Origin of the sequence: Burkholderia sp. NFPP32, from assembly GCF_900119325.1 — a bacterium.
In the GTDB taxonomy this organism is placed as follows: domain Bacteria; phylum Pseudomonadota; class Gammaproteobacteria; order Burkholderiales; family Burkholderiaceae; genus Burkholderia; species Burkholderia pyrrocinia_C.
On the sequence record NZ_FPJP01000010.1, the window covers coordinates 201,353 to 220,526 of the forward strand.

A 19,174-nucleotide genomic window follows, 5' to 3' on the forward strand; every position below is an offset into this window, starting at 1 on the left:
TCGTTTGGTCGTTCAGGCCGCTACCGCCGCGCGGTTCAGCCAGTCGCGCTGCCGCGCGAGCACGGCGTCGGCCGTGTCGCCGACGCAGCGCCGGTACACGGACGGCGCCGTCGCGCCTTCCGTATTGATCGCCAGCACGCGCGAGCTCGCGTCGAGCCCCGCCTGCCGCGCGAGCGCAGGGTCGCGCATCAGCGCTTCCAGCCCCGCAATGCCGGCCGCGCCCGATTCGCCGGCGACGAGCGGCACGTCGCGTTCGCTGCCGGCCGCGAGGCCGCGCATCGCGCGCACGGCATCTTCATCGTCGATCAGCATGAAATGGTCGATGCACAGCTCGAGGAAATCCCATGCGAGCGGCGACGCCTCGCCGCACGCGAGCCCGGCCATCACCGAATCGACGCTGCCGGTCGCCTTCGCCGCGCGCCCCGCGAGCGCGCTCTGGTACAGGCAGTCGGCCTGGCGCGGCTCGACGACGATGAAATGCGGCCGCCGCGCGCCATCGCGCTCCCACAGGTAGCTCGCCACGCCCGCGGCAAGGCCGCCCACACCGCCCTGCAGCAACACGTGCGTGAACGGCCGCCCGTCGTGTTGCGCCGCCTGCGCGGCGGCCTCGGCGGCGATCACGCCGTAACCCTGCATCACGTCGCGGGGAATCGCTTCGTAGCCGTCGTACGACGTATCCGACACGACATACCAGCCGTTCGCCTGCGCAAGCTGCGCCGCGCATACGACCGACTCGTCGTAGTTCCCCGCGATGCGCACGATCCGCGCGCCGTATGCCGAGATCGCGCGTTCGCGCTCGGCGTCGACATTCGCGTGCAGCACGATCACGCAGCCGCAGCCGATCGCGCGCGCAGCGGCGGCCAGCGCACGGCCGTGATTGCCGTCGGTCGCGCTGATCACCGTCAGGTCGGCCAGCTGCGCTGCGTAGCGGCCGGTGATCAGCCCTTGCGGATCGAGATCTCGGGTGCGCCGCAGGCGCCTCACGAGCCGCACCAGCGCGATCGGCGCGCCGAGCGCCTTGAAGCTGCCGAGCGGCGAGCGGCACGACTCGTCCTTCACGCTGACGCTCGCGACGCCGAGCCGCGCGGCGAGGTCCGGCAGCGCGCGCAGCGGCGTACGCGCATTGCCGACGAGCGGCCAGTGCGACAGCCACGCGCCGCTTTCGTCGGCCGACGCGATGTTCATCACGCGGCGCAGCGCGTCGGGATAGGCGGCGCGCGATGCGCGGGGGTTGGCGATCAGCATGGCGAAAGGCTCCGGAGCAGGACCGTGCCGGCGGTCCGTCGGGTGGGTCGGATCGGGCAAGCGCGGGTTGCGTTCGCCGTCGGTTCGAAAAATAATATTGCGCACGCTGGTCAATAAAATCGCCGAATTGGCCGCCTGAACGCAAAAATTTCTCATTCTTTCGAGGTTTCGCGCACCATCATGACGACCCCACTCGATGCGTTCGATCGCAAGCTGCTGATGGAAATCCAGCGCGACGCGCAGACGCCGCAAAGCGAACTCGGCGCACGCGTGAATCTGTCGACGGCGGCGGTGAACCGGCGTTTGAAGCGTCTCGCGGAAGACGGCGTGATCGAGCGCTATACGGCCGTCGTCGCGCCGGAGAAGGTCGATCATCCGTTGACGATCGTCGTGAACGTCGAGGTCGAGAGCGAGCAGATCGACCTGCTCGACGCGATGAAGCGGACCTTCGAGCGCTGCCCGCAGATCCAGCAGTGCTACTACGTGACGGGGGAATGGGATTTCGTGCTGATCCTCGCCGTGCGCAACATGGATCAGTACAACGCGCTCACGCGCGAGCTGTTCTTCGCGAACAACAACGTGAAGCGGTTCAAGACACTGGTGAGCATGAGCCGCGTGAAGGTGGGGCTCGAGGTGCCAGTCGATTCCGGCGAGTGAGTGCGGCGGAGGCGTACGGCCATGAAACGGCCGGCGCGCGACTGCAGGCGCCGGCCGCATCCCATCCACGGCTACGTCAGCGGCAACTGAAGCTCGCCTCCGAATTCACGTCGCCCGAACCGTTGTAGCGCGCCACCTGCGGATACGGGCACAGCGGGCGCGTACGCCCCGTGCCCCACGATGCGGGCACGTCCGCGTTCGGCACCGCGTTCGTCGCATCGCGCGCGGCAGCCACGATCGCGGCGGGCGCCTGCCCCTGCTCGACCCACGCGACGAGCGGCGTCAGCATGTCGAACTGGTCGGCCGCCGGCCCGCCTGCACAGTGGTTCATCCCGGGCACCGGATAGTAGCGCGCGAAGCTCGACGCATCGCCGCCGTTCGCCTGCGCGACCCGCTGGTACCAGTCGCTCGTATCGCTGGACGAGAACACCGGGTCGCCGGTGCCGTGATAGACGAGCAGCTTCGCGCCGCGCGACTTCAGCGCGGACAGGTTCGTCTCGTCGGGCGGCGTCATGAACGACCACGCGGATTGCGTGTACACGCCGCTGGTCGCGAAAATCGCCGGCGCGTCGTTGTCCATGTCGAAGCCGAGCGCGAAACCGGGCAGGTTCGCGAGCGTGGCGGCGGTTTTCGGCGGCGACATGAACGTGAACGCCATCGCGACCGGATCGAGCGTGATGGAATTCGACTGCTTCCACGAGGCCCAGCCGCCGCCGGCCACGCCCGGATCGTACGGAAAGCTCGCATAGAGCGCCGTGCCTGCGCTGTTGCGCGCACCCGCGAATACGTTCTCGAGCGCGGTTTTCTGCGCGGTCGTCAAGCATGCGCCGGTGCGCGTGCCGTTCGCGCAGGTCGGGACGTCCGTCTCGACGCTGAAGTGCGCCTGGCACGCGGCGACGTCCTGCACCATCCCGTCGGCCGCGCCGTCGAGCGCATCGCATTTGTCGAGGATCTTCGCGCCGACGAACCGGCGCTCCGTGTCGGTGAAGCCGCTGCGGATATCCGGCAGCCCGTTCGATCCGGTCGCCGACGCGATCTTCGCGAACTGCTGCGCACCGTACATCTCGCCGATCGCCGCCTTCGGCAAATGGAAGCCCGGATCGCCCGCGATGATGCCGTCGTAGTCGCCCGGGTTGCGCACCGCCGTGACCATCGCGTGACGGCCGCCGTTCGAACAGCCGCCGAAGTAGCTGCGGTCGGGCGCCTTCCCGTAGGCGAGACGGATCACCTGCTTGGCCATCGGCGTCAGCGCATCGACGGCGCCATAGCCGTAGTCGATCCGCGCCTGCGGATCGAGGCCGAACAGCGGATTCTGCGCGCCGCTGTGCCCGGAATCCGAGCTGATCACCGCGAAGCCCTGGTTCAGCGCATCGGTCAGCGGCCCGCCGCCGCCGATCTCGCCGGTCGCGGTCACGACGTTGCCGTCGAGGCCGCCATTCGCCTGGTAGAAGAAGCGGCCGTTCCACGCCTTCGGCAAGCGCATCTCGAAGCCGATCGCATAGGTGTTGCCGTCGACCGCGCTCACGCGCTCGTTCATCTTGCCTTCGATCACGCAGTGCTCGGCGATCGGCTTGCCGGCCACCGTCAGCGCGCCGGCGGCCGCGGTCGCAACCGACGTGAACGACGTGTTCGCATACGCGAGCTTCGCGGCGAGCGCGTCGCAGGTCTGCGCCAGCGCGGCCGGCGTCGCGGCGCTCAGGTGCGTGGGCGCGGCGTTGACCGAATCGTCGCCGCCGCAACCGGCGAGCATCGCCGCTGACAGCGGCGCAATGCAGAGGAATACAGATTTTCTGTTCAAGATATCTCCCCTTCGTCAGGCTGCCTGATCAGAACATGTGCTTGACGCCGACCATCGCGCCGAGCTGCCCCATCCCCGCGCCGGGCGTCGTGCCGGGGCCGCCGCCGCTGACCGCGTAGCGCGCGTGCGCGCTGTTCCACAGATACGAGGATTGCGCGTAGACCGACGTGCGCTTCGTCAGCAGATAGGTCGCGCGCAGCGTCGCCATCGTCGCGCGCGTGTCGCGCGCGCTGTTGACGATCCGGTAGCCTTCGCCGTCGACGATGAAGTCCGGCTTGACCGCATACGACGCACCGACGAAGAACAGATCCGAATGCGCGCCGGGCGCGGCCGGCGAACCGGTCGACACGCGCCGCCCGATCCAGCCCGCGCCGATCCGCGCACCCGCCGCCTGTGCATACGCGCTCACGTGCACGCGCGCGTCCTTGCCCGCGCTGCTCGTGAAGGCGACCGGCGCGACGCCGTCGAAGAAGTTCGCGGCCGCGCCCGTGCCGCCGCGCTGCTCCTCGTACGACGCCGCCGCGCCGAAATACGCGCTGTCGTACTTGAGCATCGCCGACCAGTTGCGGCACTCGACCGCGTGGCCCGGCACCTGCCCCGCGCACGTGCCCTGCCCCGGCGAGTTGCCGGTGCCGGCGCCGTCGCGGCCGAACGAATAGGCGGCGCCGAGCGTCACGCCGCGATACGTGCCGATGTAGGTCACCGCGTTGTCGGCGCGGCCGTTCGGCACGTACGCGTCGAACGAGCCGAGCCCGTAGATGTCGGGCCCGATGATGTCCGCGCCCTGCAGCGCGAGGTAGGTCATCGTGTACTGGCGGCCGAACGCGAGCGTGCCGAAACCGCCCTTCAGCCCGACGAATGCCTGCCGCCCGAACAGCCGCCCGCCTTGGCCGAGATCGCCGCCGCGCACGTTGAAGCCGCTTTCGAGCACGAACACGGCCTGGTAGCCGCCGCCGAGATCCTCGTTGCCGCGCAGGCCCCAGCGCGACGGCATCTCGCCGGTCACGCCCGGCATCCGCACCACGTGATCGCCGGCCGCGTTCGCGTGCGACACGTATTCGACGCCGGTGTCGATGATCCCGTACAGCGTCACGCTCGATTGCGCGTGCGCGCTCGTCGCGGCCAGCGCGCATGCGCCGGCTGCCAGCAAGGCTTTGGTGTGCTTCATGGTTAGTGTCTCCAGACCTGCGTCGATATCGCGCTCTGCCGGCGCTCGTGGGTGAAAGTAAACAAACTCAGTCGTGGGCCTGCGGCCTGCGGATCAGCACCAGCGCCGCGACGGCGGCGACCAGCGTGACGGGGATGCTCGCGCCGATCACGACCGACGCGCTGCGGCCCATCGCGAGCAGCTCGGCCGCCGCAAGCGGGCCGACCACGGAGCCGAGCCGGCCCACCGCGACCGCGGAGCCGACGCCGGTGCCGCGCATCGCGGTCGGGTAGTACATCGCGGCCAGCGCATACAGCACCGACTGGCCGCCGACGACGAACATCCCGGCCGCGAACGCCGCGGCGGACAGCCATACGAGCCCGGGCGCGATCGCGAGCGCGGCGAGCGACAGCACGATCCCCGCATACATGCCGCCGACGACCCGCGACGGCTGCATCCGGTCCATCGACATGCCGATGCCGAGCACGCCGAGGCCGCTGCCGATGTTGAAGAAGATCTGCACGATCCCGGCCTGGCTGCGCGCGAGCCCCTTCGCCGCCATCAGCGACGGCAGCCAGTTCAGCAGGAAATACAGCACGATCAGCGTGCAGAAATAGCTGAGCCAGAGCGCGAGCGTGGTGCCCGTGCGCGCGCCGCCGAACAGCGTGTGCGCGACGCTCGGGCGCGCGGCGCCCGATGCGCTGACGTCGAGGAACGCGCGCGATTCCGGCAGCAGCGCGAGCAGCAGCGGAGCGAGCAGCAGCGGCCCGATGCCGCCGACGTAGAAGATGTGCCGCCACTCGGTGTCGCCGGCCAGCAGCACGCCGATCAACGACGCGATCACGCCGCCGAACGGAATGCCGCAGTACATCACGGCGACCGCGCTGCTGCGCGAGCGCGCGTCGGCCGCTTCGGACGACAGCGCGATCAGGTTCGGCATCGCGCCGCCGAGGCCGAGGCCGGTCAGCGCGCGCACGACGACCAGCATCGCGAAGCTCGACACGTGCGCGGTCGCGATCGACAGCAGCCCGAACAGGCAGACCGACGCGATCAGCACGTGCTTGCGGCCGATCCGGTCGGCGAGCCACCCGCCGAGCATCGCGCCCGGCAGCAGGCCGAACGTGCCGGCGCTGAACGCGAGCCCCATCTGCGAAACCGTGAGCCCGAACTCGTGAGCCATGCGCGGCGCGGCGACGCCGACCGACTGCAGGTCGAGCCCCTCGAGCAGCGCGATCGCGAAACACAGACCGAGCGTCGTCGCGACGGCCGGCCTCTCGGCAACGGAAGTGTCCATGTCGTCTCCAAACCTTGTACTGCGCGTCATGCCAGGACGCATGCGCGGTGTCTTTGTCGTGATCGGACCATGCACCATAAATTATCAGGTAACCTGATTCATTGTCCGAAATAAAATCCGCGCGACCAACCGGTCGTGCGGACCGTCATCCCATCGAAGGACGGAATGATTTAATAACAGGTAACCTGATATTTCAAGTGTGTTGCGCGCCGGTGTTAACCCGCAACGCGCGCGGAAGCCGGCCGGGCAAGGCCGTGCGGAACGACGAATGAAACGAAAGTGTGGTTCAGTCGCGCAGGTTGCGCACGAACAGTTCGAGCGTGCGCTGGACCTGCGCGGCGTCGGCGGCGGTGAGGTCGTCGCCGAGCATTCGGCGTTCGAGCGGCCGCAGCACCCGTTCGCATTCGCGCAGGATCGCCGAACCTTCGTCGGTCAGGCGCAGCAGGATCACGCGGCCATGATTCGGATCGGCCTCGCGCGTGACGAAGCCGCGGGCCGCCATCGCGACCATCACCTCGTTCGCGGATTGCGGCGTGATGAACGAGCGCACCGCGAGCTGCGCGTTGGACAGCGCGCCGCGCGCCTCGAGCACCGACAGCGCCGTGTATTGCGCGAGCGTCACGCCGAGCGGTGCGAGCGCATCGCTCATCAGGCGGCGCAGCAGCCGATCGAGATTGCCGATCAGGTAGGTCAGCCGCTGCTGGGCACGCACGGGCGGCCTGGCCTCGGTGGCACGGGCAGCGCGTTTCGCGCCGGCCGGTTTGACGGGTGTCGAACTCATGAAGGTGTCGGGAGGAAGATCGCGGGCCATCTTACCTCACGCGGCCCGCATGGCGGGCACGCTCGCATCGCCCGCATCGCGGCGTCCGGAGCACCGTATACAACACGGACCCGATTCGGCGGTTTCGATCGGGGTTTACCCGCCAATCGACCGGGAACGCGCTGCCGTGCTGACCGCGTGCCGCACCGCCGCCGCATGGCGGTGCGGCACGACGCTCGACATCAGCGCGCCGCGCCGGCGACGATCACGCCCGCATCGGCCGCGTCGCGCGCATACATCGCCTCGATCAGCGCCGCGCGCTGCGTCAGCACCGCACGCTGGTTGATCGAACCCTTGTCGGTGATTTCGCCGAGATCGAGCGACGGCGGCGTATCGAGCAGACACAGCCGCGTGATGAACGTCGCGCTGCCGGTCGCGTCGCGGTTCAACCGCTGCAGCAGGTCCGCGAAAAACGCGCGCACGGCCGGCGCCTGCAGCACGGCGCGCACGTCGGCGTCCGGCCCCGCGCCCGCGAGGCGGCGGCAATCGTCGATGCGCGGAAAGATCATCGCGCCGACGTCGTCGCGGTTCATTCCGGTCACGACCGCGTCCTGCACATACGGCGCGCCGTTCGACACGATCCGCGCGCGCATCGGCCCGACGCTCACGAAGGTCCCCGTCGACAGCTTGAAATCCTCGGCGATGCGGCCGTCGAACATCAGCCCGATCTCCGGACGCTGCGGGTCGACGAAGCGCACCGCATCGCCGCTGCGGTAATAGCCTTCTTCGTCGAACACCTCGCGCGCGTCGTCGCGGCCCGCGCGCCAGTAGCCGGCCATCACGTTCGGCCCGCGAAAGCGCGCCTCGAGCTTGCCGTCGACCGGCACCAGCTTCGCGTCGCAGCCGGGCGCGGGCAGGCCGATGTACCCGGCGCCCGACATCGGCCCGGTGGTGAACATGCACGACGGCGCGGCCTCGGTCATCCCGAGGCCCGCCATGATCCGGATCCGCTCGCCGCAGTGAGCGAGCGTCACGCGCTCGAGCCGGTCCCATGCCGCCTGCGACAGCCCCGCGCCCGCGAAGAAATACATCTTCACGCGCGAGAAGAAGGTCTCGCGCAGCGCCGCGTCCGTTTCAAGCGCGGCGGTCAGTTCCTCCCAGCCTTTCGGCACGTTGAAGTACACCGTCGGCGCGATCTCGCGCAGGTTGCGCAGCGTCTCGTCGAACTTGCCGGCGACCGGCTTGCCGTCGTCGATATACAGCGTGCCGCCGTTGTACAGCGCAATCCCCACGTTGTGGCTGCCGCCGAACGTGTGGTTCCACGGCAGCCAGTCGACCAACACCGGCGGCTCGATGCCGAATTGCGGAAACGTTTCGAGCAGCATCTGCTGGTTGCTGCACAGCATCCGGTGCGTGGTCGGCACCGCCTTTGGCAGCCGCGTCGAACCGGACGTGAACAGGAACTTGGCGATCGTATCGGCCGCGATCGCATCGTGCGCGGCGTCGACGCTGCCCGGCACGGTGTCGAGCAGCGACGCGAGGCGCGTGACGCCGCGCATCCCGTCCGCAGCCGACACGACCACGCGCTCGACGTCGGGCGGCACCGTCGCATCGAGCGCGGCACGGAACGCGTCGCCGTCCGCGGCAAACACGAGCCCCGGCGTCAGCAGCGCCAGCGCATGGCGAAGCTTGCCGTAGTCGCTCGACACGAGCGAATACGCGGGCGACAGCGGCGCATACGGAATGCCGGCCCACAGCGCGCCGAACGCGACCTGCAGGTGTTCGAGATCGTTGCCGGACAGGATCGCGACCGGCCGCTCGGCCGACAGCCCGCGATCGAGCAGTGCCTGGCCGATCGCGCGTGCGCGTTCGAGCATCTGCGCATAGCTGATGCCGATCCACGCGCCGTCGGGGCCGCGCCGCGCGACGAGCCAGCGGTCCGGGTGCGCTTGCGCGCCGCTGACGAGCCGGTCGGTCAGCCGGCGCGGATATGCGCCGAGCGCGGTCGATGCACGCAGGGTCCAGCAGCCGTCGCGTTGCGCGATGTCGGGCGGCGCCGCGCCGATCGCGACGGGGCGGTAGCCGGCGGGGGCCGGCTGCGCGGCGGCGATGCCGCGCAGTTGGGTCGGATCCGCATCCAAGGTCTGTCTCCAGTCGGTTCCGCCGGCGCGCTTGCAGCGCGCGGCGGGAACTTCATTGTGTCGTTGTCGTAGCCGCTGCGCGGCGGCCCGCTCAGATCGGGTAGTGGCGCGGCGCGGTCTGCACGGTGATCCAGCGCAGGTCGGTGAATTCGGCAATCGACGCCTTGCTGCCGAACCGGCCGTAGCCGCTCGCCTTCACGCCGCCGAACGGCATCTGCGCCTCGTCGTGCACGGTCGGGCCGTTGATGTGGCAGATGCCCGACTCGATCCGTTTCGCGACCTGCATCGCGCGCGCGATGTCGCGGCTGAACACCGCGGCCGACAGCCCGTATTCGCTGTCGTTCGCGGCCGCCAGCGCCGCTTCGTCGCCATCGACGCGCTGCACGGTCACGACCGGCCCGAACGATTCGTCCGCATAGAGCTTCATGTCGCGCGTGACGCCGTCGACGATCATCGGCTGCATCACCGCGCCGTCGACTTCGCAGCCGAGCGGCAACGCCGCGCCGTGCGCGCGCGCGTCGGCGACCAGCGCCGCAATGCGCTGCGCGGCCGACGCGCTTTCCAGCGTGCCGAGCACGACGTTCGGTGCGGCCGGGTTGCCGGCCTTCAGCGTACGCGCCTTCGCGACGAGCCGCTCGACGAACGCATCGGCGACTTTCCGGTCGACGATCACGCGCTCGGTCGACATGCAGATCTGGCCCTGGTTGAAGAATGCGCCGAACGCGACCGCGTCGACCGCCGCATCGAGATCCGCGTCGTCGAGCACGAGCACCGGCGCCTTGCCGCCGAGTTCGAGCAGCGCCGGCTTCAGGTGCTGCGCGGCGAGCGTCGCGACGATCCGGCCGACGCGCGTCGACCCGGTGAAGTTGACGCGCCGCACCGCCGGGTTAGCGATCAGCCGTTCGACGATCGCCGGTGCGTCCTGCGGCGCATGCGTGATCACGTTGACGACGCCATCACCGAGCCCCGCGTCGTGCAGCACGCTGCCGATCAGCCGGTGCACGCCCGGGCAGCCTTCGGACGCCTTCAGCACGACCGTGTTGCCGCACGCGAGCGGCATCGCGAGCGCGCGGGTCGCGAGGATCACCGGCGCGTTCCACGGCGCGATGCCGAGCACGACGCCGCACGGCTGGCGCACGGCCATCGCGAGGTTGCCCGGCACGTCGGACGGAATGACCGCGCCGTCGATCTGCGTCGTCATCGCGGCGGCCTCGCGCAGCATGTTCGCCGCGAGCATCACGTTGAAGCCGTACCAGTTCGCCATCGCGCCGGTTTCCGCGCGGCCGGTCTCGATGAATTCGCCGGCGCGCGCGTCCATCCGGTCGGCCGCCGCGAGCAGCCGCCGGCGGCGCTCGGTCGGCGCGAGCGCCGCCCACGCGGGAAACGCGCGCGCGGCCGCCGCGACCGCGGCATCCGCATCGGCGAGCGTCGCCGCGGCGGCGCGCGACGCCACCTGTCCCGTCGCCGGATCGATCCGGTCGAACGTGCCGCCATCCGACGCGCCGCGCGACACGCCGTCGATCAACAAACTCACTTCGTGCATTTCGCTGTCTCCGCTCAGTCCGGTTGCGTGCCGCGTCGCGCGTCAGCGCTTGTACGCCTGCAGGCCCGGCTTGATGCTCTTGTCGTCGAGGAACTGCTTGAGGCCCTGCTCGCGGCCGCCTTCCGGATCGCGGTAGTTCGCCTGGTCGAGCTTCGCGTACAGGTAGTCCTCGTTCTGCTCCCACGTCAGTTCGCGGCAGCGCTTGAAGCCGTGCTTCGCATTGCGGATCACGACCGGATTCTTGTCCAGCAGCTTCGCGGCGAGTGCAAGCACTTCGTCGCGCAGTTGCGCACGCGGCACGCTCTTGTTGACGAGCCCCATCTTCGCGGCCTGCGGCCCGGTGAAGGTATCGCCGGTCATGATGTAGTACAGCGCCTCGCGATGCCCGACCGTATCCGCCATCGCCTTGCTGACGAGGTTGCCCGGCGGGATGCCCCAGTTGATCTCCGACAGCCCGAACACGGCTTCGTCGGCCGCGATCGCGAGATCGCACGCGACGAGCGGCGAGAAACCGCCGCCGAAGCACCAGCCGTTGACCATCGCGATCGTCGGCTTCGAATACATGCGCAGCAGTTGCCACTGCCAGCGGCTCGCGTCGCGGCGGATCTTTTCCTGCAGGATCTCCGGGCCCGCGTCCACTTCGCGGAAATACTCCTTCAGGTCCATCCCGGCCGTCCATGCGTCGCCCTCGCCGGTCAGCACGAGCACCTGCGCTTCGGCGTCGAGCTCGACCGCTTCCAGCACGTCGATCATCTCCATGTTCAGCGTCGGGCTCATCGCGTTGCGCTTGTCCGGACGGTTCAGCGTGACCCACGCGATCCCGCCCTCGACCGCGACCTTCACCGTTTTCCAGCGACCTTCGTAACTCATCTTCGTTCTCCAATGACAGTGCCGCCCTGCGCGACTCGACGCCAATTTACTATCAGGTAGCCTGATATGTAAAGTAGAATGGAAGCGGCTCGGGACAAACCCCTAAACGGGCGCGAACGCGCGGTTTCGCGCCGCGCGGCGCCTGCGCTTCACGACATGAGGAGACACGCTTGGACATCCGCAACCTGATCGCCATCGACACGCACGTGCATGCCGAAGTGTCGTGCTGCCAGCCGCCCGACCTGTTCGCGAAGGCATTCGACGACGCGGCCGACAAGTACTTCGGCACGGTGCTGAAACAAGGCCGCCGGCCGACGATTCCGGAGACGATCGCGTATTACCGCGAGCGCCGCATCGGCTTCGTGATGTTCACCGTCGACTGCGAGACGAACATCGGCCGGCGCCGCATTCCGAACGAGGAGATCGCGCAGTTCGCGCAGGACAACGCCGACGTCATGATCGCGTTCGCGAGCATCGACCCGCACAAGGGCCGCTTCGGCGCACGCGAGGCGCGCCGCCTGATCGAAGAACACGGCGTGAAGGGCTTCAAGTTCCACCCGACGATGCAGGGGTGCTTTCCGAACGACCGGCTCGCATATCCGATCTACGAGGTGATCGCCGAACACGGGCTGCCGGCCGTGTTCCACAGCGGTCATTCTGGAATGGGATCGGGCATGCGCGGCGGCGGCGGGCTGCGTCTGAAGTACTCCGAACCGATCCATCTCGACGACGTCGCCGCCGATTTTCCGGACATGAAGATCGTGATCGCGCACCCGTCGTGGCCGTGGCAGGAGCAGGCGCTGTCGATCGCGCTGCACAAGCCGAACGTCTACATCGATCTGTCGGGATGGTCGCCGAAGTATTTCTCGCCGGAGCTGGTCAAGTATGCGAACACGCTGCTCAGGCACAAGGTGCTGTTCGCGTCGGATTTTCCGCTGATACGGCCGGATAGATGGCTGGAGGATTTCCACGGCGCCGGATTCCGGCCCGACGTGCACCCGCTGATTTTGAAGGACAACGCGGTGGCGTTGCTGGGGCTGGGGCTGGGGCTCGACGCGCCGCGCGAGTGACGCGCCGAGTGGTGAATGCACCGATCGCGGCGCGGCGGCCGGCGCGGTCACGCGCCGATGCCGCGTCCGCCGGCCGCACCGTGGCGCTCAGGTTGCGCGCGTCGGCATGAACCGCGCGGTCGGCAGCCCCGCGTGCCGCGTCTGCGCGACGAACACGCCGCCCGCATGCGCGTCGCTGGCCAGCGCGTCGTCGCTCAACCCGACGCGCGCACTCGTCACGTACAGGCGGCCTTCGCCGTCGAGCGCCGCGCAGCTCGGCTGCGCGGTCGGCACGTCGACGCGCTCCGTCTCGACGCCATCCGGCCCATAGCGCACGACGCGCCTGCCGCCCCACTGCGCGTTCCACAGGCCGCCGTCGCGATCGATCGTCGAACCGTCCGGGTCGCCGTTCGCATCGGTCAGGCGCGCGAACGGCCGCACGTTCGCGACGTCGCCGCCCGCGCGGTAATCGCAGACGAAAATCTCGCGCACCAGCGAATCGCAGAAATACATCTTCGAACCGTCCGGCGAGAACGCGATGCTGTTCGCGATCGCCGCCGCCGGCAACGCGAGCCGTTCGAGCGTAAGGTCGACATTGAGCCTATAGAAGCCACCAACCGCACGCGGCGGCTCGCCGCCTTCGTCCTTCATCCCGAACACGAACGCGCCGAACGGATCGCAGCGGCCGTCGTTCAGCCGCGTCGGCAGATCGGATTCGACGTCGACGATGCGCGTGAACGCACCGCTGCGCAGGTCGAAGAACGCGAGATGCGTCGCGAGCCCGACGAGCAGCACGTCCGGATCGCCGGTCAGCGCGAAACACGCGAGCCGCTCGGGCATCGGCCAGTGCGCGAGGTCCGAACCGTCCGCGCGGCATCGCCACAACCGCGCGCCTTCGATGTCCGTCCAGTACAGCGCGTGCGTCGCATCGCACCACGTCGCGCCTTCGCCGAGCGCGTTGCGGCTGTCGGCCAGCAGCGTCGCCGACGCGGCCGGATGAGTCTGTTGCATGCCGTCTCCCGATATCTGTCGCATGGATCCATCGCTTTCGCGGGCGACGCGCTACCGGTCAGATCTTCATCGCGCGCCGCTGGTTGCGACGATACTGGTCGAACAGCACCGCGAGCAACAGAATTCCGCCGCGTATCAGATATTGGTAAAACGTCGGCACGTTCAGCAGGCTCATCGCATCCTGCACGGAGCCCATGATCAGCACGCCGACCAGCACGCCGGAAATCGTCGCGACGCCGCCCGTCAGCGACACGCCGCCGAGCACGCATGCGGAGATCACGCCGAGTTCGAGGCCGACCGACGTCTTCGGATCGCCGAGGCTCATCCGCGACGCGAGCATCACGCCGGCGAATCCCGTCACGAGCCCCTGCAGCACGAACACGGTGATCTTGATGCGCATCACCGGCAGCCCCGCGAGCAGCGCGGCCTCGCCGTTGCCGCCGACGGCGAGCACGTTCTTGCCGAACACCGTCTTGCGCAGCAGGAAGCCGAACACGACGAAGCCGATGATGTTGCTCCAGATCGGATACGAAATGCCGAGGAACGAGCCGGCCCCGAGGTCGAAGAAACGCTCCTCGGAGATCATCACCGCGTCGCCGTTCGACGTGATGAACGCCAGCCCGCGCACGACTTCCATCATCGCGAGCGTGACGATCAGCGAATTGATCCGGTAGCGCGCGATCAGCACGCCGTTCACGAGCCCGACCGCGCCGCCCGCGAGCACGCCGGCCACGATGCCGAACAGCACGCTGTGCGTCGCGGTGATCAGCGTCGACGCGACGACGCCCGAGAACGCGACGATCGACGCGACCGACAGGTCGACCTCGCCGAGCGCGAGCACGAACATCATCGTCACCGCGATCGAGCCGATCAGCGTGACCGACAGCAGCAGGCCCTGGATGTTGCGCGGCGTGAGGAAGTCCGGCACCGTCAGCGACAGCGTCGCGAACAGCACGAGAAACACCATCACGATGCCGGAGCGGTTGATCAGCTGCCACACGCCTCCGCGCGCCCTCATGGGAGCGGCATCGGGGGACGGGGAAGTACGTTGGGGTTGCATTGCCTGGCTCATATCTTTTGCATTCCGGTTGAACAGCAAGCCGCTAGCGCGGCAGCGCGAGCTTGATCAGCGCGTCGGGCGTCGCCTGCGCCTTCTCCACTTCGCCCGCGACCCGGCCTTCCTTCATCACGATGATCCGGTCCGACACGCCGATCACTTCGGCCAGATCGCTCGACACGAGGATCACCGTGCGGCCCGCTTCCGCGAGTTCGTAGAACAGGTTGTAGATTTCCGCGCGCGCGCCGACGTCGATGCCGCGCGTCGGCTCGTCCATCAGGAACACGTCGATGCGCTCGGCCAGCCAGCGCGCCAGCACGACCTTCTGCTGGTTGCCGCCGGACAGCGCGCCGATCGGCGTGTCGCCGTCGCGGGTCTTGATCGCGAGCCGCTCGATGTAGCGTTGCGCGAGCTCGCGCTCGCGCCGCTCGTCGAGCAGCATGCGCGCCGGGCTGAAATGCCGGCGCGCGCTGATGTTCAGGTTGTCGGCCACCGACGCGATCGCGACGATGCCTTCCTGCTTGCGGTCTTCCGGGCACAGCGCGATGCCGGCGCGCACCGCGTCGCGCGGGCTGGCAAACGCGACGCGCCGCCCGCCCAGCTCGACGTGCCCGGCGCTCGGGCGCGCCGCGCCGTACAGCAGCTTCATCAGCTCCGAACGGCCCGCGCCGACGAGCCCGAAAAAGCCGACGATCTCGCCGCGTCGCGCGGTGAACGACACGGGCTCGGACAGCCCGGGGCCCGCCAGCCCCTTTGCCTCGATCAGCACGTCGCCGGCCGCGCGCGGCCGGTAGCCGTACACGTCCTCGATCGAGCGGCCGACCATGCAGCCGATCAGCCGGTCGCGATCGAGATCGGCGACCGAATCGAACGTGTCGATCCGGCGGCCGTCGCGAAACACGGTCACGCGGTCGCACAGTTCGTAGACTTCCTCCATCCGGTGCGTGACGTAGATGATCGCGCGGCCTTCCGCGCGCAGCGCGCGGATGATCCGGAACAGCTGCGTGGTCTCGCGAGCGGACAGCGAGCTCGTCGGTTCGTCGAACGCGATCACGCGCGCGTCGCGCATCAGTGCCTTGCCGATCTCGATCATCTGGCGCTGGCCGATCGACAGATACTTCACCGGAATGCCCGGATCGATATGCTCGCCGAGCCGCTCCAGCGCATCGAGCGCACGCGCGGCGAGCGCGCGCTCGTCGACCACGCCGAGCCGGCTCGGCAACTGCCCGAGCATCAGGTTCTCGGCGACCGTCAGCTCGGGCACCAGATGCAGCTCCTGGTAGATGATCGCGATGCCGGCTTCGAGCGCGGCGCGCGTCGACGCGAAGCGCTGCACCGTGCCGTTCAGCGTCAGCGTGCCGGCCTGCGGCTGGTTCACGCCGGACAGCACTTTCAGCAGCGTCGATTTCCCCGCGCCGTTCTCGCCCATCAGCCCGTGCACTTCGCCCGCGCGCACCGACAGCGACACGGCGTCGAGCGCACGCACGCCCGGGAACGTCACCGTGATGCCGTCGAGCGCGAGCAGCGGGCCGGCGGCCGCGCCGGCTTCAGCGTCGTCGTGGCGGGACACGGCCGTCATCGTCTGCATCGTCATTGCGTTTTCGCCCCGCGTGCTCAGATGCCCAGCTCGGCGCGCACGGCCTGCCAGTTCGCGCGCGTCATCAGCTTGCCGCTCGTCTGCGTGTCGGCCGCCGGCGTCTTGCCGTTGCGGATCCAGTCGACGAGGTTCTGCGTGCTGTCCTTGCCGTGGTTCGTCGAGCTGACCGCGATCGTCCCGTAGAAGCCGGTCGGCTCCTTCTTCTGGAACTCGGCGAACGCTTCGCCCGCGCCGTTGATGCCGACGCCGATCACGTCGGCCGCCGGGATGTGCAGCTGCTCGGTCGCGCGCACCGCGCCGAGCACGGTTTCCTCGTTCAACGCGTAGATCACCCATTTCTTCACGTTCGGATGCCGCGCGAGCACCGGCGCGGCCGCGCTGAAGCCGCCTTCGTCGTCGGTCGTCTTCTGCGGCGCGTCGAAGATGTTCTCCTTGCGGAAGCCGTTCGCGAGCAGCGCCTGCGTCGCGCCGTCGGTGCGCAGCTTCGCGGTCGGCAGCTCGTAGTTCGTGACCCGCAGCGCGCCGACTTCCTCGGGCTTCCAGCCGCGCCGCTTCATCTCGTCGGCGATCGCCTGGCCGACCTGGTTGCCGATCTTGGTCGCCGACATCCCGAGGTGCGGCACGTTCGCGAGCGGCTTGCCGCTCGAATCGACGAGCTGGTCGTCGACGGTCACGAACTTCATGTTGTAGCGCTTCGCGCGCAAGGCGATCGCCGGGCCGAGGCGCACGTCGGGTGCACAGATCACGAAGCCCTGCGCGCCCTGCGAGCCGAGGTTGTCGATCGCGGCCAACACCTTCTCGCCGTCGGGCGTGCCGATCTTCACGACCGAGAAATTCTCCTTCTGGCCGAGCGCGGACGCCGCGTTCTGCTCGTTGATGAACCATGCCTGCTCGGGCATCTTCACCAGGAAGCCGATCTTCAGCGGCGCGTCGGCGCGCGCGGCGCCCTGCATGCCGAGCGGCGCGATGCAAAGCGCGGCCAGCAGCGCGCGCAGGGTGTGTCGGCGAATCGTGTGAGTCGTGCGGGTCATGTGGTGTCTCCTGGTATCGATTTGGGTCTTCATCATTTGTCGTGCGCGGTCGCGGCGAAGCGCGCCGGCACGTTCAGCGGCCGAACGCGTCGGTCTGGACGCGCCGGCCGAACAGAAACGCGTCGGCGACGAGCCGCAGCGGCCGCACGTCGACGTCGCTTTCGCCACGCGCGATCAGCGCGCGGAACTGCGCGTAGAGCGCAGGATACTCGCGCTCGGGGCCGATCTCGACCGGCTCGCCGTTAATCGACAATTGCGCGCCGCCGCGGCTGATCGCGAGCACGCCGTCGGCCGTATCGACCGCGATCTCCCATTGCTCGACCGGGCCGTGCCGCCAGTCGAATTCCGCGCGCACGGGCACGCCGTCGGTATCCGCGCAATCGAGTTCGGCCGCGATCGGCGTCTGCACGTCGCTCGGCACGAACAGCGTCGCCTCGCGCAGCACGAGCTCGCGCGGCAGGATCCGTGTGACGATCGACAGTGCGTTGATACCCGGATCGAACACACCGAGGCCGCCGGGCTCCCAGATCCACTGCTGCCCCGGATGCCAGCGCCGCACGTCCTCCTTCCAGCGCACCTGCACCGCGCGGATCGTGCGCGTCGCGAGCCACGCGCGTGCGGGCTCCACCGCGCTCGCGCAGCGCGAATGCCAGGTCGCGAACAGCGTGAGGCCGCGCTCGTGCGCGAGCGCCTCCAGCACGGCCACTTCGCCGAGCGTCGCGCCCGGCGGCTTCTCGAGCATCACGTGCTTGCCGGCTTCGAGCGCGGCGCGCGCCTGAGCGTAGCGCACCTGCGGCGGCGCGCACAGCGACACGGCGTCGAGCTCCGGCTCGGCGGCCAGCAACGCGCGCAGGTCCTGATAGTTGCGCACGCCGGTGACTTCCGCGTGGCGGCTCGCGCACGCGGTCAGCGCGAAGCCCGGTTCGGCGGCGATCGCCGGAAGATGCTGGTCGCGCGCGATCTTGCCGATCCCGACGACGCCCAGCGTAACCTGCTTGCTCATCGTGCATTCCTCCTTCGCATATCGCTCAGTGGGCCCAGCGCAGCACGAGCGGATCGAGCCGGCGCGCGATCGCGAGCAGTTCCGCGCGCGTGTCCGGATGCAGTTCCGGCATCGGATGCCGCGGCCGTTCGCACACGATCACGCCGCCTTCGCGCATCAGCGCCTTCGCGGTGAGGATCCCGGACTGGCGGTTCTCATGATTGATCAGCGGCAGCCACGCCTGGTAGCGCGCGTACGCGTCGTCGTGGCGCCCTTCGCGCCATGCTTCGAGGATCGGCCGGATGCCGTCCGGATACGCGCCGCCCGTCATCGCGCCGGTCGCGCCCGCATGGAGATCGGCGAGCAGCGTGATCGCCTCCTCGCCGTCCCACGGCCCTTCGATCGCATCGCCGCCGAGCCGGATCAGCTCGCGCAGCTTGTTCGCCGCACCGGGCGTCTCGATCTTGAAGTACGCGACCTGCTCGATCTCCCGCGCCATCCGCGCGAGGAACGGCGCCGACAGCGCCGTGCCGCTCGCGGGCGCGTCCTGGATCATGATCGGGATCTCGATCGCGTCGGACACGCGTGCATAGAAATCGAAGATCTGCGCCTCGGGCACGCGGAACGTCGCGCCGTGATACGGCGGCATCGCCATCACCATCGCCGCGCCGAGCTGCTGCGCGCGCAGGCTGCGCGCCGCGCACACCTGCGTGCTGTAGTGCGACGTCGTGACGATCACCGGCACGCGGCCCGCCACGTGTTCGAGGATCGTGCGCGTGAGCACGTCGCGCTCGTCGTCGGTGATCGCGAACTGCTCGGAGAAGTTCGCGAGGATGCACAGCCCGTCCGAGCCCGCGTCGATCATGAAATCGACCGCGCGCTTCTGGCTCGCGAGGTCGAGCTCGCCGGTGTCGGAAAACGTCGTCGGGACGACGGGGAAGATGCCGCGATAGCGCGGCGTGCTGCTCGATGTCATGTTCTGGTCCTGCGTC

General features: G+C 69.0%; 16 protein-coding genes. 2 read left to right on the plus strand and 14 right to left on the minus strand.

Annotated features, from left to right (window positions below):
• Positions 1 to 12 precede the first annotated feature (12 nt).
• Positions 13 to 1,245 (minus strand): diaminopropionate ammonia-lyase, encoded by a 1,233-nt coding sequence (locus BT264_RS20355; protein WP_072439965.1) that lies wholly within the window; start codon positions 1,243 to 1,245, stop codon positions 13 to 15.
• A 180-nt stretch (positions 1,246 to 1,425) separates the two neighbouring features.
• On the opposite strand from BT264_RS20355, the gene BT264_RS20360 reads away from it, so the two are divergent.
• Complete coding sequence (locus BT264_RS20360; RefSeq protein ID WP_072439963.1) at positions 1,426 to 1,902, plus strand: Lrp/AsnC family transcriptional regulator; 477 nt, start codon at positions 1,426 to 1,428, stop codon at positions 1,900 to 1,902.
• Positions 1,903 to 1,978: 76 nt separating this feature from the next.
• Here the strand turns inward: BT264_RS20360 and BT264_RS20365 are convergent, their stop codons facing one another.
• The 7 genes from BT264_RS20365 to BT264_RS20395 form a co-directional block, all read right to left on the minus strand.
• On the minus strand, positions 1,979 to 3,700 hold the full coding sequence (locus BT264_RS20365) for a tannase/feruloyl esterase family alpha/beta hydrolase (protein WP_072439961.1): 1,722 nt from the start codon (positions 3,698 to 3,700) through the stop codon (positions 1,979 to 1,981).
• Between the two features lie 28 nt (positions 3,701 to 3,728).
• Positions 3,729 to 4,868 (minus strand): porin, encoded by a 1,140-nt coding sequence (locus tag BT264_RS20370; protein WP_072439959.1) that lies wholly within the window; start codon positions 4,866 to 4,868, stop codon positions 3,729 to 3,731.
• Positions 4,869 to 4,935: 67 nt separating this feature from the next.
• Positions 4,936 to 6,141 (minus strand): 3-(3-hydroxy-phenyl)propionate transporter MhpT, encoded by a 1,206-nt coding sequence (gene mhpT / locus BT264_RS20375; protein ID WP_072439957.1) that lies wholly within the window; start codon positions 6,139 to 6,141, stop codon positions 4,936 to 4,938.
• A gap of 286 nt (positions 6,142 to 6,427) precedes the next feature.
• Entirely contained in the window at positions 6,428 to 6,922 is a 495-nt protein-coding gene (locus BT264_RS20380; RefSeq protein WP_072439955.1) for a MarR family winged helix-turn-helix transcriptional regulator, read from the minus strand.
• A gap of 221 nt (positions 6,923 to 7,143) precedes the next feature.
• Positions 7,144 to 9,042, minus strand: a complete 1,899-nt coding sequence (locus BT264_RS20385) for a feruloyl-CoA synthase (protein WP_072439953.1) — start codon at positions 9,040 to 9,042, stop codon at positions 7,144 to 7,146.
• Positions 9,043 to 9,133: 91 nt separating this feature from the next.
• Complete coding sequence (locus BT264_RS20390; RefSeq protein ID WP_072439951.1) at positions 9,134 to 10,585, minus strand: aldehyde dehydrogenase; 1,452 nt, start codon at positions 10,583 to 10,585, stop codon at positions 9,134 to 9,136.
• A gap of 42 nt (positions 10,586 to 10,627) precedes the next feature.
• The gene (locus tag BT264_RS20395; RefSeq protein WP_072439949.1) at positions 10,628 to 11,455 is read right to left on the minus strand and encodes a p-hydroxycinnamoyl CoA hydratase/lyase; all 828 of its coding nucleotides are present in this window, start codon (positions 11,453 to 11,455) and stop codon (positions 10,628 to 10,630) included.
• 170 nt (positions 11,456 to 11,625) lie between these two features.
• Between BT264_RS20395 and BT264_RS20400 the strand changes: the two genes are divergently transcribed.
• Positions 11,626 to 12,525: an amidohydrolase family protein gene (locus tag BT264_RS20400; RefSeq protein WP_072439947.1), complete on the plus strand. Its 900-nt coding sequence runs from the start codon at positions 11,626 to 11,628 to the stop codon at positions 12,523 to 12,525.
• 87 nt (positions 12,526 to 12,612) lie between these two features.
• Here BT264_RS20400 and BT264_RS20405 read toward each other — a convergent pair whose 3' ends face one another.
• The 6 genes from BT264_RS20405 to BT264_RS20430 form a co-directional block, all read right to left on the minus strand.
• A complete protein-coding gene (locus BT264_RS20405; RefSeq protein ID WP_072439945.1) occupies positions 12,613 to 13,515 on the minus strand; it encodes an SMP-30/gluconolactonase/LRE family protein in 903 nt (300 codons plus the stop codon).
• Between the two features lie 58 nt (positions 13,516 to 13,573).
• Positions 13,574 to 14,587 (minus strand): L-arabinose ABC transporter permease AraH, encoded by a 1,014-nt coding sequence (araH, locus tag BT264_RS20410; protein WP_072439943.1) that lies wholly within the window; start codon positions 14,585 to 14,587, stop codon positions 13,574 to 13,576.
• A gap of 31 nt (positions 14,588 to 14,618) precedes the next feature.
• Positions 14,619 to 16,166, minus strand: coding sequence for an L-arabinose ABC transporter ATP-binding protein AraG (araG, locus tag BT264_RS20415; protein ID WP_072439942.1), 1,548 nt, complete (start codon positions 16,164 to 16,166; stop codon positions 14,619 to 14,621).
• A gap of 20 nt (positions 16,167 to 16,186) precedes the next feature.
• Positions 16,187 to 17,200 carry an arabinose ABC transporter substrate-binding protein gene (locus BT264_RS20420; RefSeq protein WP_072439941.1) on the minus strand — a complete coding sequence of 338 codons (1,014 nt, stop codon included), beginning with the start codon at positions 17,198 to 17,200 and terminating at the stop codon, positions 16,187 to 16,189.
• 73 nt (positions 17,201 to 17,273) lie between these two features.
• A complete protein-coding gene (locus BT264_RS20425; protein WP_072439940.1) occupies positions 17,274 to 18,203 on the minus strand; it encodes a Gfo/Idh/MocA family protein in 930 nt (309 codons plus the stop codon).
• Between the two features lie 25 nt (positions 18,204 to 18,228).
• On the minus strand, positions 18,229 to 19,158 hold the full coding sequence (locus tag BT264_RS20430; protein WP_072439938.1) for a dihydrodipicolinate synthase family protein: 930 nt from the start codon (positions 19,156 to 19,158) through the stop codon (positions 18,229 to 18,231).
• Between the last annotated feature and the right edge of the window lie 16 nt (positions 19,159 to 19,174).